Raw genomic sequence first — 24,544 nt, 5'->3', positions numbered from 1 at the left:
CCATGCGCACCCTTTTGATGGCCCTGACCATGACCGCAGCCGCCTTCACCGCCTCCGCCGCACCCGCGCCGACGCCCGACGATCCCTTCACCTGGATGGAGGAGATCGAGGGGACCCGCGCGCTCGACTGGGCCCGGGCCGAGAACGCCCGCTCCCTGCCCGTGCTGCAGAACGACGCCCGCTACGCCGGCCTGCACCAGGCGGCGCTGGACATCGTCAACGCCAAGGACCGCATCCCCGGCGTCGGCTTCAGCGGCGACGGGACCCTGGGCAACTTCTGGCAGGACGCGACCCATGTGCGCGGCATCTGGCGGCGCACGACGCTGGACAGCTTCCGCAAGGACGAGCCGGCCTGGGAGACGGTGCTGGACGTCGACGCCCTGGCCGCGAGCGAGGGCAAGAACTGGGTCTACAAGGGCGCGACCTGCCTGGCCCCCGATGATCGCTACTGCCTCATCCAGCTGTCGGACGGCGGCAAGGACGCGGTGACGCTGCGCGAATTCGACACCGTGACGAAGACCTTCGTCGCCGGCGGCTTCGAAGCCCCCGACGGCAAGCAGAACGTCACCTGGCTCGACAAGGACACCCTGCTGATCGCCCGGGACTGGGGCCCCGGCACGATGACAAAGTCGAGCTATCCCTATGTGCTGAAGATGTGGAAGCGCGGCGCGCCGCTGGCTTCGGCCACCGAGGTGTTCCGCGGCACGGCCGACGATGTGTCGGTCTCGCCGATGGTCCTGCGCGACGCCGACGGCGTGGTCCAGGCGGTGATGATCTCGCGGGCGGTCAGCTTCTTCGAGAGCGAGACCTACCTGCTGACCGACAAGGGCCCGGTGCGCCTGCCCTTCCCGCTGAAGAGCTCGATCCAGGGCCTGGTCGGCGGCAAGCTGGTGTTCAGCGTCGAGGAGGACTGGGCCGCCCAGGGCCTCAGGCAGGGCGATCTGGCCGCGTTTGACCTGGCCGCCTTCAAGGCTGATCCGGCCGCCGCCCGCGCGACCCTGATCCTGCGGCCGACATCGGCCCAGGCCATCGAGGACGTGAACATCAGCCGCAACCGGCTGATCGTCGGCCTGCTGGAAAACGTCACCGGCAAGGCGCTGGTGTTCACCCCCGGCGACAAGACCTGGACCAGCCGGGCTCTCGACCTGCCGGCCAATGTGACCATCGCCGTGGGCTCGGCCTCGGACCGTGACGACCAGGTGTTCTTCACCGTCAGCGGCTATCTGACGCCCAGCACCCTGTGGCTGGCCGACGCGGCCAGCGGCCGGCTGGAGACGCTCAAGTCCCTGCCGCCGAAGTTCGACGCCAGCAAGCATGTGGTCGAGCAGTTCTGGGCGACCTCGAAGGACGGGACGAAGATCCCCTACTTCGTCGTGCGGCCGAAGGACCTGAAGTTCGACGGCACGGCCCCGACCCTGCAATACGCCTACGGCGGCTTCCAGGTGTCGCAGCGGCCCGGCTATTCGGCCACGGTCGGCAAGCTGTGGCTGGAGCGCGGCGGGGTCTATGTCGTGGCCAACATCCGCGGCGGCGGCGAGTTCGGCCCGGCCTGGCACGAGGCCGCGCTGAAGTCCAACCGCCAGCGGGCCTATGACGACTTCTTCGCCGTGTCCGAGGACCTGATCGCGCGCAAGATCACCTCGCCCCGCCATCTGGGGATCATGGGCGGCTCGAACGGCGGCCTGCTGATGGGCGTGGCCCTGACGCAGCGTCCCGAGCTGTACAACGCCGTGGTCATCCAGGTGCCGCTGTTCGACATGCTGAACTACACCCACATCGGCGCGGGCGCGTCCTGGGTCGGCGAGTACGGCGACCCGGCGATCCCGGCCGAGCGCGCCTGGATCGCCGCCTACGACCCCTACAGCAACCTCAAGGCCGGCAAGCCCTATCCGCAGGTGTTCATCGAGACCTCGACCAAGGACGACCGGGTGCACCCGGCCCACGCCCGCAAGGCCGGGGCCCGTCTGGAGGCGCTGGGCTACAGCTTCCTCTATTACGAGAACATCGACGGCGGGCATTCGGCCGCCGCCAACCTCGGCGAGACGGCCCGGCGCGTGGCGCTGGAGTACACCTATCTCAGCCAGCGGCTGATGGACTGAGAATGAAGATGCTCCCCCGTCGGGGGAGCTGTCGGCCCGAACGGGCCGACTGAGGGGGTTCCCCGGGATTTGAGCGGACCCCCTCCGTCTCGGCTGGCGCCGATCCACCTTCCCCGGAGGGGGAGGATCCAAAGGCTACGCCGTTCGCGTCCAGGCGAACGGCAGCTCGCCCTCGCGGAAGGCGAACCGGTTGAGGTGCTCGGCGACGACATCCTCGAGCCGGGTCAGAACGGTATCGTCCGCCGCCTCGAGAACAACGCCCAGCCGCTCCGGACCGGCCGTCAGCAGGCAGACGCCCGACGGCAGCTCGATCCGGCCGCTTGTCCTGTCGAAGACCACCGCGAACCGGTGCGACCAGTGCTTGCACAGCTGGCCGAGGTAGCGCCCCGCGTTGGCCGTGGGAACCGTGGCGAGACTCTGCATCAGGCCCGGTCCACGGCCGCCGCGGCGGCGTCGAGGGCGTCGCAGATCGCCTCGATCTGTTCCTTCGTCAGCGCGCCGCCCGTGGTCTTGAGCTTGAGCGCGTTGCGCAGGTTGTCCCGCGCCCGCAGGATCTGCGGCGAGAAGGCGGTGCTGGCGGCGGCCGCCTCGGCCATGCGGGCGAAGATGCCGGCCGTCTGGCCTTCGGTGGCGCGCAGGTGCGCCTCGCCCTCGGGCGTGACGGTGTAGAGCTTGCGGCCCCCGGCCGCGTCGGCGGCGGTGACGAAGCCCATTTCCTCAAGCCAGGTCAGGGTCGGATAGACCACGCCGGGGCTGGGCGAATAGGCCCCGCCGGCGCGTTCCTCGATCTCCTTGATCAGCTCGTAGCCGTGACGCGGCTGGTCGGCGATCATCCGCAGGATGACCAGCTTGAGGTCGCCCTGGTCGAAGAACCGGCCGAAGCGGCCGCCGCGACCCATGTGGCGCCCATGGTGTCCGCCGAAGCCGTGACGGCCGAAGCGCTCGTGTTTGTGGTGGGGAAAGCCGAAATGGCGATGCATATCTGATCCTTTCTAGATATATCGGACTCTTAGATATATCGGATCGAGCCATAGTCAAGTTCGATATATCAGATCGTATCTAAAAAGCTGGCTGCGAGAGTGATGGCGGTCCCGGTCCGGTTCGACCTCACACCCCGCGCAGCACCTCCGCCAGCATCCGGCCTTCGTTGGCGCGACTGCTGCCCGCCCGCCAGGCGACGACGATCTCGCGGCTGGGGTGGTCGGCCTGCAGCGGGCGGGTGGTGACGCCGACGTGCTCGGTCAGGCCGGCGTTGACCGCCATCGCCGGCAGGAAGGAGACGCCGAGACCCGAGCCGACCATCTGCACCAGGGTCGGCAGGGAGGTGGCGGCGAAGGTTTCCTCGTCGGTGGACTTGGGCGGCTCAAGCCCGCAGGCGGCCAGGGCGTGGTCGCGCAGGCAGTGGCCGTCCTCGAGGAGGATCAGGTCGCGGGGTGCGAGGTCCTCGGGATTGACCCGCGTCTGGGTCAGGATCGGGTGGCCGTCCGGCGCGGCCGCCAGCAGCTCGTCATCCTCGACATGGGCCCAGGCGAGGCCGGTCATGTCATAGGGCAGGGCGATGAGGGCCGCGTCCAGCGCGCCGGCCTTGAGCGCGGCGATCAGCCGGTGGGTCAGATCCTCGCGCAGGAACAGCTTGAGCCTGGGGAACTGGGTCCGCAGCACCGGCAGGGCGCGCGGCAGCAGGAAGGGCGCGACCGTCGGGATGACGCCCAGCCGGAACCGGCCGGTCAGCGGCTGGCCGGCGCCCTGGGCGGCCTGGACCAGATCGTCGGTCTGCTCGAGGATCACCCGCGCGCGGCGCACGGCCTCCTCGCCGGCGGCGGTCAGGATCACCCCGGAGCGGGCCCGGTCGACCACCGGCGCGCCGAGGATCTTCTCCAGCTCGGCGATCCCGGCCGACAGCGTCGGCTGGGTGACATGGGCCGCCTCGGCCGCGCGGCTGAACGAGCCGTGGTCCGAGAGGAGCTTGAGATACTGCAGCTGACGGAGGGTGGGGAGCATGACGGCAATATAGGCTCGCCCTATCGATCGGGAAAGAACAATCAATTGGCCCTATGTCGCGTCCAGCCCTATCTCTCCCTGCAGACGGGATCGCGGGCCGGATCCGGAAAGACCGGCCCACGATGACACCGCGGCCCCCTGCCCCCCAGGGCCGCGTCGTCGGGAGCTTCGCGCGTTTGTCCCTCCCCCGGACGCGGAGCTCCCGGCTCCTGTCGTCAGGGCTTCGGCTTCCCCGTTTCCACAAAGGCCTTCAGCCGGCCCAGCTGCTCACCGACCACGGCGTCGATGCCGGCCGCGTAGCCGACGATCTCGGGTCGGGCGCCGCCGACGTTGAAGGTCTCGACCACCTCCGTGCCGCCGTCGGCGGTGGCCTTGAGGGTGAAGGTCAGGGCGGCGCTGACGCCCTCGCCCTGCAAGGGCCCCAGCGGCGCGTCGAGGCGCAGGACCTGGCCCGGCATGACCATGACCACCTCGCCGTGCTTCACGCCGCCGCCCCTGGGCAGCGCCTCGCAGAAGCAGCCGCCCGGCGTCACGGCGATCGTCATGTTGGCGCTGTCGCCGCTGTAGCTGTGCTCGCCGTTCCACCATTTGCCGATCTGGCCGAGCGCCGCCCAAACCTTGTCCGGCGCGGCGGCAATGGTCGCGCGGTTCTCCAGCCGGAAGCCGGCGGCCGAGGTCTGCTTGACCTCGGCGTGGGCCGGCGCTGCGGCGAGCAGCGCGACGGCGGCGGCGGTCGTGATCAACACAGGCTTCATGGCGGGTCCCCCTCGGAAGGGCGACGCTAGGCCGGAAACCGCGGGTCGCTCAAGTTACGAAGCGGTCAGGCTGCCTCGAACGCCAGCGGCTCGCCCCAGAAGGTGGCCACCAGGCCATTCTGCGGGCCCGGCGCCCCGGTGGTCAGGAAACGGCGCAGGCCGGTTCCGCCGGCGATGTATTCCGGGTGCCGTTCCATGTAGCGGCCGAGCGCCTCGGCCGTGGCGCCGGGCTGGTGGATCAGCGGCGTGCCCGGCGGCAGGGCGTCGCGGAACAGGTCCGCGACGATTTCGTAGTGGGTGCAGCCCAGCACCGCGCGGTCGGGGTGGCGGCCGATGCGCCGGCGCAGCACGTCGACGTGGCCGGCGATTTCCTTGGCCAGCACCTCGTGGGTCGCCCCCTCCTCAATCATTCGCGCGAGGTTCGGGCAGGGTTCGGAGAACACCGCCAGGTCCTGCTTGCGCTTGTCGATCTCGATCTCGAACACCCGGCTGCTGGCCGTGCCCGGGGTGGAAAACACGCCCAGCACATCGACCTTGGTCACCTGTTCGCCGCGGCGCTCGGCCTCGTGCTCCCACGGCAGGCCCGTGGCCGCCTCGATGGTCGGGACGATGATGCCGAGCACGTTCAGCGCCCGGCCCGTCTCGCGGCGATAGCCTGGCAGCCAGGTCTGTTGCAGCCGGCGCAGGGCGATGGCCGAGGCCGTGTTGCAGGCCAGCACGACGAGGCTCGCGCCTTCGTCGAACAGCCGGATGCAGCCGGCCCGGGTCAGATCGACGATCTCCTCGCCGGGCCGCCCGCCATAGGGGGCGTTGGCCTGGTCGGCGAGATAGATGAAGTCGGCCGCGGGGAACCGCTCGACGAGCGCACGGTGGACGGACAGGCCGCCCACGCCGGAATCGAAGACGCCAATGGACATGAACTGGCCTTTACCGCCCCGCCCGCGAGGCGTCCATGCGGCGCATTACAGGCCGTTCATGTGACGTTCGGCCAAAAAGGAGGATAGGGTCCCCGCAAACCGGATTTCGGGAGAACCCTCCGTGCATCGTCGTACCTTTCTCGCCACCACCGCGGCCGCCGCGGCCATGACCTCCGTCTCGGGCAAGGCGCTCGCCGCCACGGGCAATCCGCTGCTGCCGCCGTTCGCCGGCCCGCACGGCGGCGTCCCCCCGTTCGACCGGATCAAGACCGCCGACTTCGCCCCGGCGCTGGACGAGGCCATCGCGATCAACCGCAAGGAAATCGCCGCCATCGTCGCCAATCCGGCGCCCCCGAACTTCGCCAACACCATCCTGGCGATGGAGAACAGCGGCCGCGAGCTGACCCGCACCGCCGTGATCATGGGCGTCTACACCTCGACCATGAGCGACAAGCCGATGCAGGCGGTCGAGCAGGAACTCTCGCCGAAGCTGGCCGGTTACGGCGATGAAGTGACCCAGAACCAGGCCCTGTTCGACCGGGTGAAGGCCGTCTACGCCACGCGCGAAACGGCCGGCCTGACGCCCGAGCAGCAGCGGCTGGCCTGGCGCTACTATCAGAACTTCGCCCGTCAGGGCGCGGCCCTGGGCGCCGCCAGCAAGACCCGTCTGGGCGCGATCAACCAGCGGCTGGCGACCCTCTACACGACCTTCAGCCAGAACGAGCTGGCCGACGAGGAAAACTACACCCTGGAGCTGGGCCCGGACGACCTGGCCGGCCTGCCGGAGTCGCTCAAGGCCAACGCCGCCAGCGCGGCCGAGGAAAAGGGCCTCAAGGGCAAGTGGCTGATCACCAACACCCGCTCCTCGATGGAGCCCTTCATCACCTATTCCAGCAACCGCCCCCTGCGCGAAAAGGGCTGGCGGATGTGGATGATGCGCGGCGACAACGGCGACGCCCACGACAACAACGGCATCATCACCGAGATCCTCAAGCTGCGCGCCGAGAAGGCCGGCCTGCTCGGCTACAAGACCCACGCCCACTGGATCACCGCCGACCAGATGGCCGGCACGCCGGACAAGGCCATGGACCTGATGCTGCGCGTCTGGAAGCCGGCCGTGGCCCGCGTCCATGAGGAAGTGGCGATGATGCAGAAGGTGGCCGACGCCGAGGGCGCGGGCATCACCATCGAGGCCTGGGACTACCGCTACTACCTCGAGAAGGTCCGCCTGGCCGAGTACGACCTCGACCAGAACGAGGTGAAGCCCTACCTGCAGCTGGAGAAGATGCGCGAGGCCATGCACTGGGCCGCCGGCCAGCTGTACGGCTTCAAGTTCACCCAGATCAGCGGCGTGCCCGTGGTCCATCCCGACGTGCGCGTCTGGGAAGTGACCCGCGGCGGCCAGCGCGTCGGCCTGTGGTACTTCGACCCCTACGCCCGCGCCGGCAAGCAGTCGGGCGCCTGGATGAACGAGTACCGGACCCAGGAGAACTTCGTCGGCAACGTCACGGCGATCGTCTCCAACAACTGCAACTTCATCAAGGGCAAGCCGGGCGAGCCGGTGCTGATCAGCTGGGACGACGCCTCGACGCTGTTCCACGAGTTCGGCCACGCCCTGCACGGCCTGAACTCGGCGGTGCACTACCCGACGCTGGCCGGCACCAACGTGGCGCGCGACTTCGTCGAGTTCCCCAGCCAGCTCAACGAGCACTGGCTGCCGACCAAGGAAGTGCTCAACCGCTCCGCGCTGCACTACCAGACCGGCAAGCCGATCCCCGCCGAACTCGTGGCCAAGATCGAACGCGCCAGCAAGTTCGGTCAGGGCTTCGCCACCGTCGAGTATCTGGCCAGCGCCCTGGTCGACATGAAGGCCCACCTCGCCGGCGCCACGCCGATCGAGCCGCGCGCCTTCGAGAAGGCCACCCTGGCCGAGATCGGCATGCCGAAGGAGATGATCATGCGTCACCGCATGCCGCACTTCGGGCACATCTTCGCCGGCGACGGCTATTCGGCCGGCTACTATGACTACATCTGGGCCGACACCCTGACCGCCGACGCGGCCGAGGCGTTCGCCGAGGCGCCGGGCGGCTTCTACGACAAGGCCGTCGCCAAGCGCCTGCACGACAGCATCATGAGCGTGGGCAACACCATCGACGCGGGCGAGGCCTTCCGGCGCTTCCGTGGCCGGGACGTCGACACCAGCGCCCTGATGCGCGACCGGGGCTTCCCGGTCGCCTAGACCCTGCGGGGTTCGAGACGCGCCCCCGGGAGGGGGCGCTCCTCACCATGACGGATCTTGGTGTCCGTCATCCTGAGGAGCGGCGAAAGCCGCGTCTCGAAGGACGCACTCATCCCGGCGCCGCCTTGCGCTTCATCCCGAGCACCGCCGCGATCACCGTCCCGGCCAGCGCATAGCCGACCAGCTGGATGATGATCGCCGCGTGGGTGAAGGCCGCGGGATAGCCGTACCAGATCAGGTTCGAGCCGTTGGTCGCCACCGCGACCAACCCGCCGACGGCGACGGCCGCCGCGATGCGACTACCGAAGTCCGACACCGCCAGGATCGAGATCAGCCAGGCCAGCACCAGCGACTGGAAGACCTCCAGCGCCAGCTCCTTGCCGATGTAGGGTCCCATGGCCGTGTCGCGGCCGGGCGGGTGGTAGACCAGCAGCCCAGAGGCTTCCTTCGCGGTGCGCTCTTCCATCGTCTTGCGGGCGGCGGCGTCCTCGGCCTTGCCGCCGTTGCCCGAGCCTGGGAACAGGTAGAGCCCGTCCCGGTCGCCCAGCGCGCCCTGCAAGGTGGCGATGACCGGCGCGTCGTCGGGTATTTCCTGCACCCCCATCTGCCCGAGCGGCAGGGCGGTGTGGGCCAGCGACGTCCAGATGAACATGGCGACGCCGCCCAGCAGGCCGGCGATCAGCAGTCTTCCCATAGTCGTATCTCCCCCAGAGACTGAAAACGGTACTGGGGCGAAAGCTATGCCCGGGACGCCGGGTCGTCGAGTCGAGCGCCTTTCGGGCCGGCGAGGCAGGGATTATCTTCGCGGGATGATCGAGATCACCGGCATTGACCATCTCGTCCTGCGCGCCAGGGACCCCGAGGCCCTGGTGGCGTTCTACACCGGCGTGCTGGGCCTGACGGTCGAGCGGGTCCAGGCGCGCATCGGCCTGACCCAGCTGCGGGCGGGCTCGAGCCTGATCGACATCGTCGGCGTCGACAGTCAACTGGGCCGCCCTGGCGGGGCCGCGCCGGGCGCGGAGGGCCGCAACCTCGACCATTTCTGCCTGACCGTGCGCGGCTTCGATCTGGAGCGGGTCAAGGCCCACCTGATCGCCCACGGCGTCACCCCCGGCGAGGAGGGCGAGCGCTACGGCGCCGGCGGCGAGGGCCTGTCGATCTATCTCAAGGACCCCGAGGGCAACGGGCTGGAGCTGCGCGGCTGACTCCGGCTTGATTTCGCGGCCTTTTCCGCCCATAAGGCCCGCCTTCCGGCGCAGATGCAGTTCAGCGCCCTCTACCGTCACGACCCCTGACAGACGCAAGTCGGGACGAGGACGGCGAGGCCCCCCGTCGACGTGATCGTCCACGGGGGCGAATTGCGTTTGGGCCTCAGGCTTGGGTTTGCGGTTCAGAACACGATGTTCGAAGGCCTTACAGAACGACTTGGCACTGTCTTCGACCGGCTCTCCGGTCGCGGGGTGCTGGGCGAAAAGGATATCGACGAGGCGCTGCGCGAGGTTCGCGTCGCCCTGCTCGAGGCCGACGTCGCCCTGCCGGTGGTCAAGGACTTCATCAGCAAGGCCCGCGAGGACGCGCTGGGCGAGGCGGTCATCCGTTCGATCCGCCCGGCCGACCAGGTGGTCAAGATCGTCTATGACGGTCTGGTCGAGATGCTGGGCGGCGAGACGCCCACCGGCCTGCAGCTGGCGCTGAACCCGCCGTCGGTCATCCTGATGGCCGGTCTGCAGGGCTCGGGCAAGACGACGACCTCGGCCAAGCTGGCCCTGCGTCTGACCAAGATGGACCGGCAGAAGGTCCTGATGGCCTCGCTGGACACCCGTCGCCCGGCCGCCATGGAACAGCTGGCGACGCTCGGGACCCAGATCGGCGTCGACACCCTGCCGATCGTCGCCGGCCAGTCGGCCGTCGACATCGCAAAGCGCGCGCTGCAGGCGGCCAGGCTCAGCGGCTACGACGTGGTCATCCTCGACACCGCCGGCCGCACCACGCTGGACGAGCAGATGATGAGCGAGGCGGCGCAGATCGCGCAGATCGCCTCGCCGACCGAAACCCTGCTGGTCGCCGACAGCCTGACCGGCCAGGACGCCGTGCGCACGGCCAAGGCGTTCCACGAGCGCCTGCCGCTGACCGGCCTGATCCTGACCCGCGCGGACGGCGACGGGCGTGGCGGCGCGGCCCTGTCGATGCGGGCCGTCACCGGCCTGCCGATCAAGTTCCTCGGCGCCGGCGAAAAGGTCGAGGCGCTCGACGTGTTCGACGCCCGCCGCGTGGCCGGCCGCATCCTCGGCCAGGGCGACATCGTCGCCCTCGTCGAGAAGGCCGCCACCGAGCTGGACCAGGCCAAGGCTGAGGCCACCGCGCGAAAGCTGGCCAAGGGGCAGTTCGACCTGGACATGATGTCCGACCAGCTGGCCCAGATGGAACGCATGGGCGGCCTGCAGGGCGTGATGGGCATGCTGCCCGGCGTCGGCAAGATGAAGCAGCAGATCGCCGAAGCGGGCATGGACGACAGGATGATCAAGCGCCAGCGCGCGATCATCGGCTCGATGACCAAGCTCGAGCGCAAGAAGCCCGACATCCTGGCCGCCTCGCGCAAGCGTCGCATCGCCGCCGGGGCCGGGGTCGACGTCGCCGAGGTCAACCGCCTGCTCAAGCAGCACCGCCAGATGGCCGACGCGATGAAGATGATGACCCGCAACGGCGGCGCCGGCTTCGCCCGCATGGCCCAGATGCTGGGCGGCGGCGGCATGGACCATCTCAAGAACCTGGGCGGAGGCAAGTCCGCCCAGCCCGATCCCGAACAGCTGCGCCAGCAGCTGGAGAAACTCCAGGGCGGCCTCGGCGGCGCTGGTTCCGGACTTCCGGGTCTCGGCGGCGGCCCCGCCCTGCCCCCCGGCTTCAATCCCTTCAAGAAATAGAATTAGACCAGAGGACTACCGACAATGCTGAAGATCCGTCTCGCCCGTGGCGGCGCCAAGAAGCGCCCCTACTACTCGATCGTCGTCGCCGACAGCCACTCGCCCCGCGACGGCCGCTTCATCGAGAAGGTCGGCACCTACAACCCGCTGCTGCCCAAGGACGGCCCGACCCCGCGCGTCACGCTGAAGCTCGAGTCGATCCAGGCCTGGATCGCCAAGGGCGCCCAGCCGACCGACCGCGTCGCGCGCTTCCTCGCCGCCGAAGGCATCGGCCAGTGGGCCCACGGCAACAACCCCAACAAGGGCAAGCCGGGCAAGAAGTCGGAAGAACGCGCCGCCGAGCGCGCCCAGCGTGAGGCCGACCGCGCCGCCGCCGCCGCTGAACTCGCCGCCAACCCGCCGGCCCCCGAGCCCGAGCCCGAAGTCGAAGCGCCCGTCGCCGAGGCCCCCGCTGAAGAAGCCGCTCCGGCCGCTGAAGAAGCCCCCGCCGCCGAAGCCGCCGCTGAAGAGGCTCCGGCCGCTGAAGCCGCCGCTGAAGAACCGGCCGAAGGCTGACCCGCATGGCGGCCGACCGCATGATCGCTGTCGGCCGTGTCGCGGGCGCCTTTGGCGTCCGGGGCGAGGTGCGGATCACCAGCTTTACCGAAGAGCCCCTGGCGCTGGCCCGCTTCCGCGAGCTGAAGCGCCAGGACGGCTCGGCGGCCCTGACGATCCTGTCGGGCCGCGACGCCAAGGGCAGCCTCATCTGTCGCTGCGCCGGCGTCGAGACCAAGGAACAGGCCGACGCCCTGCGCGGCCTGCGCCTGTTCATCCCGCGCGAGGCCCTGCCCGCGCCCGATGAGGACGAATTCTATCTGGCGGACCTGATCGGTCTGACCGTGCTCACGCCCGAAGGGGAGACCCTGGGCCTGATCAAGTCGGTGCAGGACTTCGGCGCCGGCGACATACTCGAGATCACCCCCGCCGAGGGCGGCCCGACCTGGTACCTCGCCTTCACCCGCGACACCGTCCCGACCGTGGACATCGCCGGCGGCAAGGTCGTCGTCGTGCGCCCGACCGAGGTCGTGGCCGAGGAAGACGCGGCGGATGAAGAATAGGTCATGACCAGGCTTTAACTGGAGCCGCGGCTCCGGCCTGACGACACTCGCGCCTTTCCATTGCGGGGAGACGCCCATGAACCGACGCCAGACCCTCCTGCTCGCCGCCGGCCTGATCGCCGCGCCCGGCCTCGCCCTCGCCGGCGACCTGACCCCCGCCGACGCCAGGGCGGCTCTCGACGCCCTCGACAAGGGCCTGACCGGCTACATCGACCCGGAGGTCGGCGAGCGCGCCCGGGCCGCCGTGCGCGCCGGTCGCAAGCGCTATCTCGCCCTCGGCGACCGGCAGGCGTTCGCCGAAGCCGTCTCGGCCGACCTGTTCGCCGCGACCAACGACAAGCACCTGAAGCTGTCGGTCACCACCAGCTCGGCCCGGACCGCCCAGCTGTCCGAGGCCGACGAAGCCCTGCTCGAGGGCCGACTGGCCCATGGCCTGATGACCATCCGCCGGCTGCCCGGCAACATCGGCTACTTCAAGCTGCGCTATTTCGCGCCCGACGCCGACGGCGCGGCGCTCGTCGACGCGGCCATGCGCATGCTCAAGGATACCGACGCCCTGATCCTCGACCTGCGGGAGAACACCGGTGGCGGCGGCGAGTCCGACACGCGCCTGCTCGGCCACCTGTCCCGCGAGCCGATCCCGATGGCGGTGATCACCTGGCGCGAGCCGGACGGGACCTTCACCACCATGGCCCGCCATCCCAGCACGCCTGACGGTGGGCCGCTGTACCCGGACAAGCCGGTGTTCGTGCTGATCGCCAACCGCACCTTCTCGGCCGCCGAGGGCGTGGCCTACGACCTGCAGGCCGCCAGGCGCGCGGTGCTGGTCGGCGAGCGGTCGCGCGGCGGGGCCAACCCGAGCAACCGCTTCGTCGGCCTGGGGGCCGGGCTGTCGGTGTTCATTCCCAACGGCCGGGTGAAGCACCCGACGACGGGGACCAACTGGGAAGGCGTCGGCGTCGCGCCCGATGTCGCCACGCCGCCCCAGGAGGCCCTGACCGAGGCGTTCAAGCGCGCGCTGGCCGTGGCGAGGCCGACAATCTCGACGCCGAAGTCGGAGAAGGAGCTGGCCGAAGCGCGCGCCGATCCGCGCGCGGCGCTCGACGAGGCGCTGTAGGAGGCTCCTCCCAACATGAAGGCCAGACAACAGCCGCGGCCGGGCCGCCGTTCAGGTTCGCTCCCGTAGCGTGGGTTTTCGAAAGGGGACCCCGCCATGGAGACCGATCCGCACCCGCCCATCCGGCTCGCCGCCCCGCCGGCGCCCGCGTTCCTCGCGACGACGACCCCGCCCTGCGGGGCGGACGACGAGGGCGCGGCGCGGATCATGCCAGGCGGCATCGGCTATCTGGCCCCGCGCGGGCTGGACGCGGGCGCCATCACCCGGGCCTTCGCCGAGCTGGAGGAGACGCGAGCCCTCATCCTCGACCTGAGGGACCATGACGGCGGGCCGGCGGATGCCGTGATGCTGGGCCATCTGTCGCGTCGGCCGATCCCGATGGCGCGGATCCGCCGCAATGCGGACGGCGGCCTGCTGACCCTGTGGACCGGCCGGGCGACGCCGCCGCGGGACGGCCCGCTTTATCCCGACGCTCCGCTGTTCGTGCTGATCGCGCGCGGCTCGGCCCTGCCGGCCCAGGCCCTGGCCTATGACCTGCGGGCCTGCGGCCGGGCGGTGGTGATCCACGAGATCGAGGCCCCGCCCAGCGAAACGCTGCTGACCGCCTGGCGCCGCGCGCTGAGCCTGCGCGGGCGGATGATGTAGAGCGGGGACATGTACCGAAGGTACGTGTCCCCCAATCGAGATTCAGCGGCGGTTGATTTAGGGGACACGTACCTTCGGTACATGTCCCCTACGGTCAGACCTTCACCCGCATCAGGCATTCCTGGGCCACGCTCGCCGCCAGCACGCCGTCCTGGGTATAGAGTTCGCCGCGGATGAAGCCGCGGCCCTGCGAAGTCGACGGGCAGTCCTGGTCGAACAGGTGCCAGTCGTTGAAGTTGGTCGGGCGGTGGAACCACATGGCGTGGTCGAGGCTGGCCGACTGCATGCCCCTGGTGCGCCAGGTCAGGCCGTGGACCCGCAGCGCGGTCTCCATGAAGGCCATGTCGGAGGCATAGGCCAGCGCCGCCTGCTGCAGCTTGATCGAGTCGCCGATCGGGGACTTGGCGCGCAGCCAGACCTGCTTGCGCGGCGGCTTGGCCACCGGCTTGAACATGTTCTGCGGATCGGGCCAGCGCACCTCGACCGGGCGGCGCTTCATGTGCTCGATCATCGCCGCCGGCATGTCCTTGTTGTCGGCCAGCGCCTGTTCCATCTCGGTCGCCACCGACTCCGGGCTGGGATGGGCGGGCATGGCCGACTGGTGCTCGAAGCCCTCTTCCGGGACCTGGAAGGAGGCCGCGAGGTTGAAGATCTGCTCGCCGTTCTGGATCGCCACCACCCGCCGGGTGGTGAAGCTGCCGCCGTCGCGGGCGCGGTCGACCTGGTAGAGCACCGGGATGCGCACGTCGCCCGGCCGGATGAAATAGGCGTGCAGGCTGTGGCAGACCCGGTTCTCGACCGTCTCGTAGGCGGCCATCAGCGCCTGGGCGATGACCAGCCCGCCGAAGATCCGCGGGAAGCCGTCGTTGGGCGAGACGCCGCGGAACAGGTTCAGCTCGATCGGCTCGAGGGCCAGGGTCTCGATGAGGTTTTCGCTCTCTTGCATGAGGATCGCATATTCCCGCGCGGGGGTGGGAGCAAGCGTCAGCCGTGCTAGAGAGCGCCCCATGCCGTTCACCGCCACCGTCCTGACCATGTTTCCCGAGGCCTTCCCCGGGCCGCTCGGCGTGTCGCTGATCGGCACGGCCTGGCGCGAGCAGGACCTGTGGCGCCTTGAAACAGTGGACATTCGCGCCTTTTCCAAGGATAAGCGCGGCTTCCTCGACGACACCCCCGCGGGTGGCGGTCCTGGACAGGTGATGAAGGCGGACGTGATCGCGGCGGCGCTCGACAGCGTGGACGTCGCGGGGCGGCCGCTTTTGTACATGAGCGCCCGGGGTCGGCCCCTGACCCAGGCGCGGGTGAAACAGTGGGCCGAGGCGCCGGGGATCATCGTCCTCTGCGGCCGGTTCGAGGGGGTGGACCAGCGGGTGCTCGACGCCCGGGGGTTCGAGGAGGTCTCCGTCGGAGACGCGGTGCTCGCCGGTGGCGAGGCGGCGGCGATGGTGGCGATCGAGGCGTGCGTCCGACTGGTTCCGGGAGTGCTCGGGCAGGCGGCCTCGCTGAGTGAAGAGAGTTTCGAGGACGACCTCCTCGAGCATCCGCAGTTCACCAGACCGCGGACGTTCGAGGGCCGGGACATCCCCGAGGTGCTGCTGGGCGGCGACCACAGGAAGGTCGCGGCGTGGCGGCAGGAGATGCGTGAGACGACGACCCGCGAGCGGCGGCCCGACCTCTGGGACCGCTACCTCGCCAACCGACAACCAAAGGGCGTTCCAAGCCCGACGAAACCGAAGGACTGAACCGATGGCCGCGAACATCATCAAGGAACTGGAGAAGGCCGAGAGCGAACGCCTCGCCGCCCTCCGCACCACCCCCGATTTCCAGCCGGGCGACACCGTCCGGGTGAACGTGAAGATCAAGGAAGGCGAGCGCGAGCGCGTCCAGGCCTACGAAGGCGTCTGCATCGCCCGTCAGGGTTCGGGCCTCCACGAGAGCTTCACCGTCCGCAAGATCAGCTTCGGCGAAGGCGTTGAGCGGGTGTTCCCGACCATGTCGCCGATGATCGAAAGCATCGAAGTGAAGCGTCGCGGCGTCGTCCGTCGCGCCAAGCTCTATTACCTGCGCGATCGTCGCGGCAAGTCGGCCCGTATCGCCGAGCGCCAGACGGCCCGCAAGGAATCGGGCGCCGCCGTCGAGGAATAGTCTCCTCCGGCTACCGCTGAAATGGATGAGCCCCGGATCGCAAGGTCCGGGGCTTTTTCATTGCGGGCCGCAAGATCATGCCCGCCGCCCCGCCGTCGGACTGGACGAAAGGGCAGGCCTCGCCCTACATGCCGCCCATGGCTGGCAAGACGCTCTACGACAAGATCTGGGACGCTCACCGGGTGGCGGACGACGCCGGGGAGACGATCCTCTACATCGACCTGCATCTCATCCATGAGGTGACCACGCCGCAGGCCTTCGCCGGCCTGCGCGCCGAGGGCCGCAAGGTGCGCCGGCCGGACCGGACGCTGGCGGTGGCCGACCACAATGTGCCGACCGAGGGCCAGGCCCTGGGCGTCGACGCGGTGGCCGACGAGGAGGCCCGGCTGCAGCTGCAGACCCTGGCCCGCAACGTCGCCGACAACGGCATCGAATTCTTCCCGATGGGCGACATCCGCAACGGCATCGTCCATGTGGTCGGGCCCGAGCAGGGCCGCACCCAGCCGGGCATGACCATCGTCTGCGGCGATTCCCACACCTCGACCCACGGCGCCTTCGGGGCCCTGGCCCAGGGCATCGGCACCAGCGAGGTCGAACACGTCCTGGCCAGCCAGACCCTGCGCCAGCAGAAGTCGAAAAACATGCGGGTGACGGTCAACGGCAAGCTGTCGCCCGGCGTCACCGCCAAGGACATGGCGCTGGCGATCATCGGCAAGATCGGCACGGCCGGCGGCACCGGCCACGTCATCGAGTTCGCCGGCGAGGCCGTGCGCGACCTCTCCATGGAGGGCCGCATGACCCTCTGCAACCTGACCATCGAGGGCGGCGCCCGCGCCGGCCTGGTGGCCCCGGACGAAAAGACCTTCGCCTATCTGCAGGGCAAGCCCGCCGCGCCCAAGGGCGCCGCCTGGGACATGGCCGTCTCCTACTGGAAGACCCTGTTCACCGATCCGGACGCCGTGTTCGACCGCGAGGTGGTGCTGGACGGGCCGTCGATCGCCCCGACCGTGACCTGGGGCACCAGTCCCGAGGACGTCGTGCCGATCACCGGCAACGTGCCTGATCCCTCGACCTACGACACGCCGGACAAGAAGGCCGCCGTCGAACGGGCGCTGGAGTACATGGGCCTGACCGCCGGCCAGCCGATCACCGAGGCCCGCATCGACCGGGTGTTCATCGGCAGCTGCACCAACAGCCGCATCGAGGACCTGCGCGCCGCCGCCGCCGTGGCGCAGCAGGCCTTCCTCGAAGGCCGTCTGGTCGCCGACCACGTCAGGGCGATGGTGGTGCCGGGTTCGGGCCTGGTGAAGGAGCAGGCCGAGGAAGAGGGGCTGGACGCCATCTTCAAGGCCGTCGGCTTCGACTGGCGCGAGCCGGGCTGCTCGATGTGCCTGGGCATGAACCCCGACCGCCTGGCGCCGGGCGAGCGCTGCGCCTCGACCAGCAACCGCAACTTCGAGGGCCGCCAGGGCCGCGGCGGCCGCACCCATCTGATGAGCCCGGCCATGGCCGCGGCGGCGGCGATCGCCGGCCACATCGTCGATGTGAGGGACTTCCTGTGACCCTGACGGCACTGGACCACATCGCGCTGGTCGTCAGCGACCTCGCTGCGGCCGAGGCCGGCTACGAGCGGCTGCTCGGCCGCAAGGCCAACTGGCGCGGCACGATGCACGGGGCCAGCCACGTCTGGTTCCAGCTGGGCAACATGGCGCTCGACGTGATCGCCCCGACCGGCGAGGGCGTGGTCGGCGACACCATCCGCGCCCGCATCGCCAGCCATGGCGAGGGCATCTGGGGCCTGGGCTTCTCGGTCCCCGACATGGCCGCCGCGCAGAAGCGGTTCGAGCGCGTCGGCGTGCCCGCCTATCCGCGCGAGGAGGTCTCGACCAATCCCGCGACCGGCGCGACCCGCGAATGGGCCGTCGCCAGCCTGCGCGCGAAATCGACACACGGGGTCAATCTGTTCCTCGTCGAGAACAAACCCGGCGTGGCGACCTGGCCGGAAGCCGACACGGTCGGCGCGGCGCCGGTCAGCGGCCTCGACCACGTCGTGGTGCGCACGCCCGATCCGGACCGCGCCGCGGCCCTGTACGGCGCGCGGCTCGGTCTCGACATGCGGCTGGACCGCTCGAACCCCGACTGGGGAACGCGGTTGATGTTCTTCCGCCTCGGCGACCTGGTGGTCGAGATCGCCCATGACCTGAAGGCCGGCGTCTCGGACGGACCGGACTCGTTCTGGGGCCTCAGCTGGCGCGTGGCCGACGTGGCCGCCGCCCAGGCCCGCCTCAAGGCCGCCGGCGCCGACGTCTCGGAGGTCCGCACCGGCCGCAAGCCCGGGACCGCCGTCTTCACCCTCAAGGACGCCCCCGGCGGCGTGCCGACCCTCGTCATCGGACCCGCAGCATGAAGCCCTTCACCCGTCTCGACGCCCGCGCCGCGCCGCTGGGCCTGGCCAACGTCGACACCGACCAGATCATCCCCAAGCAGTTCCTCAAGACCGTCGACCGCGAGGGTCTGGCCAAGGGGCTGTTCTACGACTTCCGCTTCGACGAGCAGGGCCGCGAGAAGAGCGGCTTCGTGCTCAACGACCCGGCCTACAAGGGCGCGCAGATCCTCATCGCAGGCGACAACTTCGGCTGCGGCAGCTCGCGCGAGCACGCACCGTGGGCGCTGCAGGATTTCGGCATCCAGTGCGTCATCTCGACGAGCTTCGCCGACATCTTCCGCGGCAACTGCCTCAACAACGGCCTGCTGACCGTCGAGCTGAAGCCGGAGGAAGTCCAGGCGCTGATGGACGAGGCCAAGGGCGGCAACCACCTGTTCACGGTCGACCTGGAGAGCCAGACGGTCACCGCCCCGTCGGGCGCGACGTTCAGCTTCGCGATCGACAAGGACCGCAAGCACAAGCTGCTCAAGGGCCTCGACGCCATCGGCGAGACGCTGCAGCACGGCGTGGATATCGACGTCTATGAATCGAAGGCCGCCCTCAGCCGGCCGTGGCTGGAGCGGGCATGATCCTGATCGTCGGCACGGTCCGGCTGCCGCCGGAGAACATCGCCCTGGCCCGCCCGGCGATGGAGGCGATGGTCACGGCCAGCCGGGCCGAGGACGGCTGTCTCGACTACGCCTATGCCGAGGACCTGCTGGTTCCGGGCCTGATCCGCGTCAGCGAGGCCTGGCGCGACCGCGACGCCCTGAAGGCCCACTTCCAGACCGCCCACATGGCCGCCTGGCGCGCCGTTTTCCCCGCGCTGAACATCACCGACCGCAACCTGTCCCTCTACGAGGCGGGTGAGCCCGAATCGATCTAGAGTTTCCATGTCCCAGACCCTGCTCCTCCTGCCCGGCGACGGCATCGGCCCCGAAGTCATCGCCCAGGTGCGCCGCGTGGCCGCCGCCCTGACGCCCGACCTGACGCTCGACGAGCGCGACTTCGGCGGGATCAGCTACGACCGCCATGGCGTCCCGATCACCGAGGAGGCGATCGCCACGGCCCTGGCCAGCGACGCGGTGCTGATGGGCGCCGTGGGCGGTCCGCAGTGGGCCGGCAACCCGCGCGACAAGCGGCCGGAGATGGGCCTGCTCGGCCTGCGCAAGGCGATGGACGTCTACGCCAACCTGCGTCCGGCCCTGTGCTTCGACGCCCTGGCGGACGCTTCAAGCCTCAAGCGGGAGCTGGTCGCCGGCCTCGACATCATGTTCGTCCGCGAGCTGACGGGCGGGGTCTACTTCGGCCAGCCGCGCGGCATCGAGACCCTGCCCGACGGCCAGCGGCGCGGCTTCGACACCCAGGTCTACACGACCAGCGAAATCGAGCGGGTCAGCCGCGTGGCCTTCGAGCTGGCGCGCGGCCGGCGCAACAAGGTCCATTCGCTCGAGAAGTCGAACGTCATGGAGTCCGGCCTGCTGTGGCGCGAAGTGGTCACCGACCTGCACAAACGCGAGTACGCCGACGTCCAGCTCGAGCACATGCTGGCCGACAACGCGGCCATGCAGCTGGTCCGCCAGCCGACCCAGTTCGACGTGCTGCTGACGGACAACCTGTTCGGCGACGTGCTGTCCGACGCGGCGGCGCAGCTGACCGGGTCGCTGGGCATGCTGCCGTCGGCGGCGCTGGGCGCGGCCGGCGCGCCGGGTCTGTACGAGCCGATCCACGGGTCGGCGCCTGACATCGCCGGCCAGGGCGTGGCCAATCCGCTGGCGGCCATCCTGTCGTTCGAGATGGCCCTGCGCTGGTCGCTGAAGCGGCCGGCCGAGGCCGACCGCCTGTTCGCCGCCGTGGAAGCGGCCCTGGCCGCCGGCGCCCGTACGCGAGACCTGGGCGGGACGCTCTCGACCATCGAGATGGGCGACGCGGTGCTGAAGGCGCTCTGAGCGGCCCTTCCTCTCCCTCCGGGAGAGGATTGTCGTGAGGCGGGATGACTCTGGCGTGTCCCGATCCTAAGTCTCCTCCATGACCACCGCCGACGCCGACTACGAGACCCGCGCCCGCAGCGAGCTGGAGACCTGGCGGGCGGCGATGCTGGCCGAGCCGTCGAAGTTCGCGAAGGCGGCCAAGGACCTGCAGATGCAGGTCAACCGGATGATCCCGGAGAAGATCCACGCCGCCGTGACCAAGGTCATCGAGCAGATGACCCGCGGCATCCTGGCCGGCTCGGACTTCACCGGCGGCGCGCCGCTGGCGACCGGCTCGCTGCAGGTGCGGGAGACCCGCGTGCGCCAGGCGATCAAGGGCTATCGCAACGTCGCCACCGTCGAGGGCGGGGCCACCGGCGCCGGCGGCTTCCTGCTGGCGGCGGCGGACTTCCCGGCCCTGATCGCCATCAAGATCAAGCTGCTGTTCGAGATCGCCGGCCTCTACGGCCACGACACGAGCGACTGGCGCGAGCGGCTGTACATCCTGGCGATCTTCCAGCTGGCCTTTTCGGGCGCCGACCACCGCAAGGACGTCTACCGGGCCATGGTCGAGGGCCGCGCCCCGGCCTCGCCGGAAGACTTCGACTGGCGCCGCTTCCAGCAGGAGTACCGCGACTACATCGACCTGGCGAAGCTGGCCCAGCTGCTGCCGGTCGTCGGCGCGCCGATCGGGGCGATCGTCAACTGGCGACTGGTCGAACAGCTCGGCGAGACGGCGATGAACGCCTACCGGCTGCGCTGGTTCGCGACCCGCTAGAGCCCGAACGTACTGGCGAACGCCCGCTCTCCGGCCGGCGTGAAGGTCACCACCCGCTCGCCCTCGACCCGCTTCGCCCAGCCCAGCGCGTAGATCCGCGCCAGCAGGACCGCGCCGAGCGACCCCGCCAGGTGGCTGCGGCGGACGCTCCAGTCGAGACAACCCCTGCAAAGCGGGCGGCGGCCGGCGCGCAGGGGCGCGAGGTCGACGCCGAAGTCGCGGAAGAAGGCCTCGCCGTCGGCCGTCGGCGCCAGGGTGTCGTCGAGGCGTCCCCGGGCCACCAGCGCTTCCAGCATCGCCACCCCCAGGTCGCCGGCCAGGTGATCGTAGCAGACGCGGGCGCGACGCAGGGCCGGCTCACGGGGACCCGGCCGGGTGCGGGCGTGGCCGGTGCGGGCCGCGAGGCTCATCAGGCCTTCCAGCACCCCGGCCACGTCGTCGCCGGACAGGGCGAAGTAGCTGTGGCGGCCCTGCCGGCGGCCGGTGATCAGCCCGCCCGCCTCCAGCCGCGCCAGATGGGAGCTGGCCGTCTGCGGGGTGACCCCGGCCTCGCGCGCCAGCTCGCCGGCCGTCAGCGCCTGTCCGGCCAGCAGGGCCGTCAGCATGTTGGCGCGGGCCGGGTCGCCGAGCAGGGCGGCGACGAGGGCGATGTCGGGTCCGACTTTCATACTTCGACCCTGAGCGAAACGTTGCCGAAGGACAAGCGGTTAGGGTTCGAGCCTCATCGAACCATCCCCGGAGTCACCGTGTCCGTCGTCTGCCACATCCGCTACGTCATCGACCCCTTCCAGCGCGAGGCGTTTGAAGCCTATGCGCGCAACTGGCTGACCATCATCCCCGCCTGCGGCGGCGACCTGCTGGGCTACTTCCTGCCGCACGAGGGGACCAACACCATCGCCCACGCGATGATCGGCTTCGACAGCCTGGCCGCCTACGAGGCCTATCGCGCACGGCTGAAGGCCGATCCCGCCGGCATGGCCAACTTCCGCCTCGCCCGGGACCAGCGGTTCATCCTCAGCGAGGAGCGGACCTTCCTGACGCCGGTGACGGCGTGATCGCGGTGATCTTCGAGGTCGATCCGCGCGAGGGGCTGCGCGAGGACTACCTGGCCACGGCGGCCCGGCTTCGGCCGCTGCTGGACGAGGTCGACGGCTTCCTGTCGATCGAGCGGTTCGAGAGCCTGACGCAGCCGGGCAAGGTGCTGTCGCTGTCGTTCTGGCGCGACGAGGCGGCGGTGGCCGCCTGGCGCGGCCAGGACGAGCACCGGGCGGCCCAGGCGGACGGGCGCGCCCGGATCTTCACGGACTATCGTCTGCGCGTGGCCGCGGTGACGCGGGACTACGGCATGGCCGACCGGGACCAGGCGCCGACGGACGGGCGGGCCCCGCGCCCCGGCTGACGCCGTCAGGCCCTTTCGCTGTCGAGAAACTGCAGCGCCGCCGCCGGATAGCGCTCGCCGGCCGCCGCGCCGCGCGGGGCCGCCGCCTCGATGGCGGCCAGATCAGCGGGTGTGAGGGTCACGTCCGCCGCACCGAGCGCCTCGGCCAGTCGGTCACGTCGCCGGGCGCCGACCAGCGGGATGATGTCGTCGCCCCGCTGCGCCACCCAGGCGATGGCCAGCTGGGCGGTGGACACGCCCTTGTCCTGCGCGATGGTCCGCAGGGCCTCGACCAGGGCCAGGTTGTGATCGAGGTTGTCGCCCTGGAAGCGCGGGCTGAAGGCGCGGATGTCGCGCTCGGCCGCCGGCCTGTCCCTGGTCCAGTGGCCGCTGATCAGGCCGCGCGACAGCACGCCGTAGGCCGTGACGCCGATGCCGAGGTCGCGACAGGTCGGCAGGATGGCGTCCTCGATGCCGCGGGAGATGATCGAGTACTCGATCTGCAGGTCGACGATCGGATGGACGGCCGCCGCCCGCCGCAGGGTTTCGGGGCCGACCTCCGACAGGCCGACGTGGCGCACGTAGCCGGCCCTGATCATGTCGGCGATGGCGCCGACCGTGTCCTCGATGGGCACGGCGGGATCGAGGCGCGCGGGACGATAGACGTCGATGTAGTCGACCTGCAGACGCTTGAGCGAATAGGCGAGGAAGTTCTTGATCGCCGCCGGCCGGCAGTCCTGGCCGAGGAAGCCGCCGGACGGGTCGCGCAAGCCCCCGGTCTTGACGCTGAGCACGACCTTGTCGCGGTCCACGGTCTTCAGCGCCTCGCCGACCAGCATCTCGTTGTGGCCCATGCCGTAGAAGTCGCCGGTGTCGATCAGGGTGACGCCGGCGTCGACCGCGGCCTGGAAGGTGGCCAGGCTCTCGGCGCGGTCGCTCTGGCCATACCAGTCGGTCGACATGCCCATGCAGCCGAGGCCGAGGGCCGACACGGCCGGGCCGGTGGTTCCGAGTTTGAGGGTTTTCATGAGCAGGTCTCCGTCTTACGTGGAGGCGACTATGCGCGCCGGAGGGCTGTGCGATAATCCAGCCTCATCAACACAAGTCGTTTCGATTTGCGCACAATGCAGACACCGGATCTCGCCGACCTGGACGCCTTCGCCGCCGTGGCTCGCGCGCGCGGCTACCGCGGCGCGGCGGCGCTCCGCGGCGTGTCGCCCTCCAGTCTGAGCCAGGCCGTGCGGCGGCTGGAGGAGCGCCTCGGCGTCCGGCTGCTCAACCGCACAACGCGCAGCGTCACCCCCACAGAGGCGGGCGAACGTCTGCTGGCCCGGCTGGCGCCGAGCCTGACGGAACTGGCGCTGGCGCTCGACGAGGTCAACGCCTTCCGCGACAGCCCGACCGGGACCCTGCGCATCAACGTGCCGACGGTCGCGGCGCGGCTGGCCCTGCCCGGTCTGGTGACGCCGTTTCTGGCCGCCCATCCCGGCATCACCCTGGAGGTCGTCGCCGAGGACAGCCTCGTCGACGTTCTGGCGGCGGGCTTCGATGCGGGCGTGCGCTATGACGAGCGGCTGGAGAAGGACATGATCGCCGTGCCGCTGGGCCCGCCCGAGCGCTATGTCACGGTCGGGTCCCCCGCCTATTTCGCCCGTCACGGCCGGCCGGCGCATCCCGACGAACTGCTGGGGCACGCCTGCATTCGTCACCGCTTTCTCAGCGGCGTCTCGCTGCCGTGGGAATTCGAGAAGGACGGCGTGGTTGTGCGCGTCGTGCCGATCGGCCCGCTGGTCAGCAATGTCGCCGACCTGGGCCTCGCCGCGGCCCAGGCCGGGCTGGGGCTGGCGCGGACGTTCGAGGGCTTTGCCGCGGCGGCCGTGGCGGCCGGTCGACTGGAGACCGTACTGGATGACTGGTCGCCGCCGTTCACCGGCCCTCTCCTCTACTATCCCAGCCGGCGGCAGATGCCCGCGCCCCTGCGGGCCTTCGTGGACTTCCTGCGCGCGCGCCGGCCGGCGCGGGCCGGCAATCCGTAACTTGCGTCCCGACGCGAGCGG

General features: G+C 70.2%; 28 protein-coding genes. 19 read left to right on the top strand and 9 right to left on the bottom strand.

All coding sequences use genetic code 11. From position 1 onward, the window contains the following. The first annotated feature begins 2 nt into the window (after positions 1 to 2). Positions 3 to 2,099, top strand: coding sequence for a prolyl oligopeptidase family serine peptidase (locus tag AC1RN0_RS13125; protein ID WP_492787893.1), 2,097 nt, complete (start codon positions 3 to 5; stop codon positions 2,097 to 2,099). 135 nt (positions 2,100 to 2,234) lie between these two features. On the opposite strand, the gene AC1RN0_RS13120 is transcribed toward AC1RN0_RS13125, so the two are convergent. The 5 genes from AC1RN0_RS13120 to AC1RN0_RS13100 all read right to left on the bottom strand — a co-directional run bounded on the left by AC1RN0_RS13120 (position 2,235) and on the right by AC1RN0_RS13100 (position 5,772). After that, entirely contained in the window at positions 2,235 to 2,522 is a 288-nt protein-coding gene (locus AC1RN0_RS13120) for a DUF2218 domain-containing protein (RefSeq protein ID WP_492787892.1), read from the bottom strand. Beyond that, entirely contained in the window at positions 2,522 to 3,079 is a 558-nt protein-coding gene (locus tag AC1RN0_RS13115; protein WP_492787891.1) for a PadR family transcriptional regulator, read from the bottom strand. The genes AC1RN0_RS13120 and AC1RN0_RS13115 overlap by 1 nt, the downstream gene beginning before the upstream one ends. 127 nt (positions 3,080 to 3,206) lie before the next feature. Further along, the gene (locus AC1RN0_RS13110; RefSeq protein ID WP_492787890.1) at positions 3,207 to 4,100 is read right to left on the bottom strand and encodes a hydrogen peroxide-inducible genes activator; all 894 of its coding nucleotides are present in this window, start codon (positions 4,098 to 4,100) and stop codon (positions 3,207 to 3,209) included. Between the two features lie 215 nt (positions 4,101 to 4,315). Next, complete coding sequence (locus AC1RN0_RS13105) at positions 4,316 to 4,855, bottom strand: SRPBCC family protein (protein ID WP_492787889.1); 540 nt, start codon at positions 4,853 to 4,855, stop codon at positions 4,316 to 4,318. A gap of 65 nt (positions 4,856 to 4,920) precedes the next feature. Beyond that, positions 4,921 to 5,772, bottom strand: coding sequence for a glutamate racemase (locus tag AC1RN0_RS13100; protein ID WP_492787888.1), 852 nt, complete (start codon positions 5,770 to 5,772; stop codon positions 4,921 to 4,923). A 121-nt stretch (positions 5,773 to 5,893) separates the two neighbouring features. Here AC1RN0_RS13100 and AC1RN0_RS13095 point away from each other — a divergent pair, with 121 nt between their 5' ends. Further along, positions 5,894 to 8,011, top strand: a complete 2,118-nt coding sequence (locus AC1RN0_RS13095) for a M3 family metallopeptidase (RefSeq protein ID WP_492787887.1) — start codon at positions 5,894 to 5,896, stop codon at positions 8,009 to 8,011. Between the two features lie 109 nt (positions 8,012 to 8,120). Here the strand turns inward: AC1RN0_RS13095 and AC1RN0_RS13090 are convergent, their stop codons facing one another. After that, the gene (locus AC1RN0_RS13090) at positions 8,121 to 8,705 is read right to left on the bottom strand and encodes a hypothetical protein (RefSeq protein WP_492787886.1); all 585 of its coding nucleotides are present in this window, start codon (positions 8,703 to 8,705) and stop codon (positions 8,121 to 8,123) included. 115 nt (positions 8,706 to 8,820) lie between these two features. Here AC1RN0_RS13090 and AC1RN0_RS13085 point away from each other — a divergent pair, with 115 nt between their 5' ends. The 6 genes from AC1RN0_RS13085 to AC1RN0_RS13060 all read left to right on the top strand — a co-directional run bounded on the left by AC1RN0_RS13085 (position 8,821) and on the right by AC1RN0_RS13060 (position 13,791). Further along, the gene (locus tag AC1RN0_RS13085; RefSeq protein ID WP_492787885.1) at positions 8,821 to 9,216 is read left to right on the top strand and encodes a VOC family protein; all 396 of its coding nucleotides are present in this window, start codon (positions 8,821 to 8,823) and stop codon (positions 9,214 to 9,216) included. A gap of 195 nt (positions 9,217 to 9,411) precedes the next feature. Further along, positions 9,412 to 10,932 (top strand): signal recognition particle protein, encoded by a 1,521-nt coding sequence (ffh, locus tag AC1RN0_RS13080; RefSeq protein ID WP_492787884.1) that lies wholly within the window; start codon positions 9,412 to 9,414, stop codon positions 10,930 to 10,932. A gap of 24 nt (positions 10,933 to 10,956) precedes the next feature. Beyond that, the gene (rpsP, locus tag AC1RN0_RS13075; protein ID WP_492787883.1) at positions 10,957 to 11,487 is read left to right on the top strand and encodes a 30S ribosomal protein S16; all 531 of its coding nucleotides are present in this window, start codon (positions 10,957 to 10,959) and stop codon (positions 11,485 to 11,487) included. Positions 11,488 to 11,492: 5 nt separating this feature from the next. Further along, positions 11,493 to 12,029, top strand: coding sequence for a ribosome maturation factor RimM (gene rimM / locus AC1RN0_RS13070; RefSeq protein WP_492787882.1), 537 nt, complete (start codon positions 11,493 to 11,495; stop codon positions 12,027 to 12,029). A 76-nt stretch (positions 12,030 to 12,105) separates the two neighbouring features. Then, a complete protein-coding gene (locus tag AC1RN0_RS13065) occupies positions 12,106 to 13,146 on the top strand; it encodes a S41 family peptidase (RefSeq protein ID WP_492787881.1) in 1,041 nt (346 codons plus the stop codon). A 96-nt stretch (positions 13,147 to 13,242) separates the two neighbouring features. Then, positions 13,243 to 13,791: a S41 family peptidase gene (locus tag AC1RN0_RS13060; RefSeq protein ID WP_492787880.1), complete on the top strand. Its 549-nt coding sequence runs from the start codon at positions 13,243 to 13,245 to the stop codon at positions 13,789 to 13,791. Between the two features lie 94 nt (positions 13,792 to 13,885). Here AC1RN0_RS13060 and AC1RN0_RS13055 read toward each other — a convergent pair whose 3' ends face one another. Next, complete coding sequence (locus AC1RN0_RS13055) at positions 13,886 to 14,737, bottom strand: acyl-CoA thioesterase (RefSeq protein ID WP_492787879.1); 852 nt, start codon at positions 14,735 to 14,737, stop codon at positions 13,886 to 13,888. 61 nt (positions 14,738 to 14,798) lie between these two features. Between AC1RN0_RS13055 and trmD the strand changes: the two genes are divergently transcribed. The 8 genes from trmD (at position 14,799) to AC1RN0_RS13015 (ending at position 21,109) form a co-directional block, all read left to right on the top strand. Continuing rightward, positions 14,799 to 15,533, top strand: a complete 735-nt coding sequence (gene trmD / locus AC1RN0_RS13050; protein WP_492787878.1) for a tRNA (guanosine(37)-N1)-methyltransferase TrmD — start codon at positions 14,799 to 14,801, stop codon at positions 15,531 to 15,533. A 4-nt stretch (positions 15,534 to 15,537) separates the two neighbouring features. Continuing rightward, complete coding sequence (gene rplS, locus AC1RN0_RS13045; RefSeq protein WP_492787877.1) at positions 15,538 to 15,936, top strand: 50S ribosomal protein L19; 399 nt, start codon at positions 15,538 to 15,540, stop codon at positions 15,934 to 15,936. Positions 15,937 to 16,073: 137 nt separating this feature from the next. After that, positions 16,074 to 17,498 carry a 3-isopropylmalate dehydratase large subunit gene (gene leuC / locus AC1RN0_RS13040; RefSeq protein ID WP_492788071.1) on the top strand — a complete coding sequence of 475 codons (1,425 nt, stop codon included), beginning with the start codon at positions 16,074 to 16,076 and terminating at the stop codon, positions 17,496 to 17,498. After that, positions 17,495 to 18,343, top strand: a complete 849-nt coding sequence (locus tag AC1RN0_RS13035) for a VOC family protein (protein WP_492787876.1) — start codon at positions 17,495 to 17,497, stop codon at positions 18,341 to 18,343. Before leuC ends, AC1RN0_RS13035 begins: the two co-directional genes overlap by 4 nt. Next, positions 18,340 to 18,951, top strand: a complete 612-nt coding sequence (gene leuD / locus AC1RN0_RS13030) for a 3-isopropylmalate dehydratase small subunit (RefSeq protein WP_492787875.1) — start codon at positions 18,340 to 18,342, stop codon at positions 18,949 to 18,951. Before AC1RN0_RS13035 ends, leuD begins: the two co-directional genes overlap by 4 nt. Then, on the top strand, positions 18,948 to 19,247 hold the full coding sequence (locus tag AC1RN0_RS13025) for a putative quinol monooxygenase (RefSeq protein ID WP_492787874.1): 300 nt from the start codon (positions 18,948 to 18,950) through the stop codon (positions 19,245 to 19,247). Before leuD ends, AC1RN0_RS13025 begins: the two co-directional genes overlap by 4 nt. Before the next feature lie 7 nt (positions 19,248 to 19,254). Next, entirely contained in the window at positions 19,255 to 20,310 is a 1,056-nt protein-coding gene (gene leuB, locus AC1RN0_RS13020) for a 3-isopropylmalate dehydrogenase (protein WP_492787873.1), read from the top strand. 79 nt (positions 20,311 to 20,389) lie between these two features. Next, positions 20,390 to 21,109 carry an EcsC family protein gene (locus tag AC1RN0_RS13015; RefSeq protein ID WP_492787872.1) on the top strand — a complete coding sequence of 240 codons (720 nt, stop codon included), beginning with the start codon at positions 20,390 to 20,392 and terminating at the stop codon, positions 21,107 to 21,109. Here AC1RN0_RS13015 and AC1RN0_RS13010 read toward each other — a convergent pair. Continuing rightward, positions 21,106 to 21,777, bottom strand: a complete 672-nt coding sequence (locus AC1RN0_RS13010) for an ArsR/SmtB family transcription factor (RefSeq protein ID WP_492787871.1) — start codon at positions 21,775 to 21,777, stop codon at positions 21,106 to 21,108. The genes AC1RN0_RS13015 and AC1RN0_RS13010 overlap by 4 nt on opposite strands. A gap of 78 nt (positions 21,778 to 21,855) precedes the next feature. Here AC1RN0_RS13010 and AC1RN0_RS13005 point away from each other — a divergent pair, with 78 nt between their 5' ends. Continuing rightward, positions 21,856 to 22,164, top strand: a complete 309-nt coding sequence (locus AC1RN0_RS13005) for an NIPSNAP family protein (protein ID WP_492787870.1) — start codon at positions 21,856 to 21,858, stop codon at positions 22,162 to 22,164. After that, the gene (locus AC1RN0_RS13000; protein WP_492787869.1) at positions 22,161 to 22,508 is read left to right on the top strand and encodes an antibiotic biosynthesis monooxygenase family protein; all 348 of its coding nucleotides are present in this window, start codon (positions 22,161 to 22,163) and stop codon (positions 22,506 to 22,508) included. The genes AC1RN0_RS13005 and AC1RN0_RS13000 overlap by 4 nt, the downstream gene beginning before the upstream one ends. A 5-nt stretch (positions 22,509 to 22,513) precedes the next feature. On the opposite strand, the gene AC1RN0_RS12995 is transcribed toward AC1RN0_RS13000, so the two are convergent. Next, the gene (locus AC1RN0_RS12995) at positions 22,514 to 23,515 is read right to left on the bottom strand and encodes an aldo/keto reductase (RefSeq protein ID WP_492787868.1); all 1,002 of its coding nucleotides are present in this window, start codon (positions 23,513 to 23,515) and stop codon (positions 22,514 to 22,516) included. A 96-nt stretch (positions 23,516 to 23,611) separates the two neighbouring features. Between AC1RN0_RS12995 and AC1RN0_RS12990 the strand changes: the two genes are divergently transcribed. Next, positions 23,612 to 24,523 carry a LysR family transcriptional regulator gene (locus AC1RN0_RS12990; RefSeq protein WP_492787867.1) on the top strand — a complete coding sequence of 304 codons (912 nt, stop codon included), beginning with the start codon at positions 23,612 to 23,614 and terminating at the stop codon, positions 24,521 to 24,523. Positions 24,524 to 24,544: the final 21 nt, after the last annotated feature.

It is taken from the genome of Caulobacter sp. GW821-FHT12F03 (genome assembly GCF_058806855.1).
The sequence above is the reverse complement of the archived record's forward strand: the minus strand, read 5'-3'. Positions and strand labels throughout refer to the sequence as shown.

Bases quoted from the DNA above. Each gene is read 5' to 3' on its own strand.
- AC1RN0_RS13015 (WP_492787872.1), top strand. From the start codon at position 20,390: ATGACCACCGCCGACGCCGACTACGAGACCCGCGCCCGCAGCGAGCTG.
- AC1RN0_RS13125 (WP_492787893.1), top strand. From the start codon at position 3: ATGCGCACCCTTTTGATGGCCCTGACCATGACCGCAGCCGCCTTCACC.
- AC1RN0_RS13110 (WP_492787890.1), bottom strand. From the start codon at position 4,100: ATGCTCCCCACCCTCCGTCAGCTGCAGTATCTCAAGCTCCTCTCGGAC.
- AC1RN0_RS13065 (WP_492787881.1), top strand. From the start codon at position 12,106: ATGAACCGACGCCAGACCCTCCTGCTCGCCGCCGGCCTGATCGCCGCG.
- leuC (WP_492788071.1), top strand. From the start codon at position 16,074: ATGGCTGGCAAGACGCTCTACGACAAGATCTGGGACGCTCACCGGGTG.
- AC1RN0_RS13115 (WP_492787891.1), bottom strand. From the start codon at position 3,079: ATGCATCGCCATTTCGGCTTTCCCCACCACAAACACGAGCGCTTCGGC.
- rimM (WP_492787882.1), top strand. From the start codon at position 11,493: ATGGCGGCCGACCGCATGATCGCTGTCGGCCGTGTCGCGGGCGCCTTT.
- AC1RN0_RS13010 (WP_492787871.1), bottom strand. From the start codon at position 21,777: ATGAAAGTCGGACCCGACATCGCCCTCGTCGCCGCCCTGCTCGGCGAC.
- AC1RN0_RS13060 (WP_492787880.1), top strand. From the start codon at position 13,243: ATGGAGACCGATCCGCACCCGCCCATCCGGCTCGCCGCCCCGCCGGCG.
- ffh (WP_492787884.1), top strand. From the start codon at position 9,412: ATGTTCGAAGGCCTTACAGAACGACTTGGCACTGTCTTCGACCGGCTC.
- AC1RN0_RS13100 (WP_492787888.1), bottom strand. From the start codon at position 5,772: ATGTCCATTGGCGTCTTCGATTCCGGCGTGGGCGGCCTGTCCGTCCAC.
- AC1RN0_RS12995 (WP_492787868.1), bottom strand. From the start codon at position 23,515: ATGAAAACCCTCAAACTCGGAACCACCGGCCCGGCCGTGTCGGCCCTC.
- leuB (WP_492787873.1), top strand. From the start codon at position 19,255: ATGTCCCAGACCCTGCTCCTCCTGCCCGGCGACGGCATCGGCCCCGAA.
- leuD (WP_492787875.1), top strand. From the start codon at position 18,340: ATGAAGCCCTTCACCCGTCTCGACGCCCGCGCCGCGCCGCTGGGCCTG.
- AC1RN0_RS13025 (WP_492787874.1), top strand. From the start codon at position 18,948: ATGATCCTGATCGTCGGCACGGTCCGGCTGCCGCCGGAGAACATCGCC.
- AC1RN0_RS13120 (WP_492787892.1), bottom strand. From the start codon at position 2,522: ATGCAGAGTCTCGCCACGGTTCCCACGGCCAACGCGGGGCGCTACCTC.
- rpsP (WP_492787883.1), top strand. From the start codon at position 10,957: ATGCTGAAGATCCGTCTCGCCCGTGGCGGCGCCAAGAAGCGCCCCTAC.
- AC1RN0_RS12990 (WP_492787867.1), top strand. From the start codon at position 23,612: ATGCAGACACCGGATCTCGCCGACCTGGACGCCTTCGCCGCCGTGGCT.
- AC1RN0_RS13105 (WP_492787889.1), bottom strand. From the start codon at position 4,855: ATGAAGCCTGTGTTGATCACGACCGCCGCCGCCGTCGCGCTGCTCGCC.
- AC1RN0_RS13090 (WP_492787886.1), bottom strand. From the start codon at position 8,705: ATGGGAAGACTGCTGATCGCCGGCCTGCTGGGCGGCGTCGCCATGTTC.
- rplS (WP_492787877.1), top strand. From the start codon at position 15,538: ATGGCCGCGAACATCATCAAGGAACTGGAGAAGGCCGAGAGCGAACGC.
- AC1RN0_RS13085 (WP_492787885.1), top strand. From the start codon at position 8,821: ATGATCGAGATCACCGGCATTGACCATCTCGTCCTGCGCGCCAGGGAC.
- trmD (WP_492787878.1), top strand. From the start codon at position 14,799: ATGCCGTTCACCGCCACCGTCCTGACCATGTTTCCCGAGGCCTTCCCC.
- AC1RN0_RS13055 (WP_492787879.1), bottom strand. From the start codon at position 14,737: ATGCAAGAGAGCGAAAACCTCATCGAGACCCTGGCCCTCGAGCCGATC.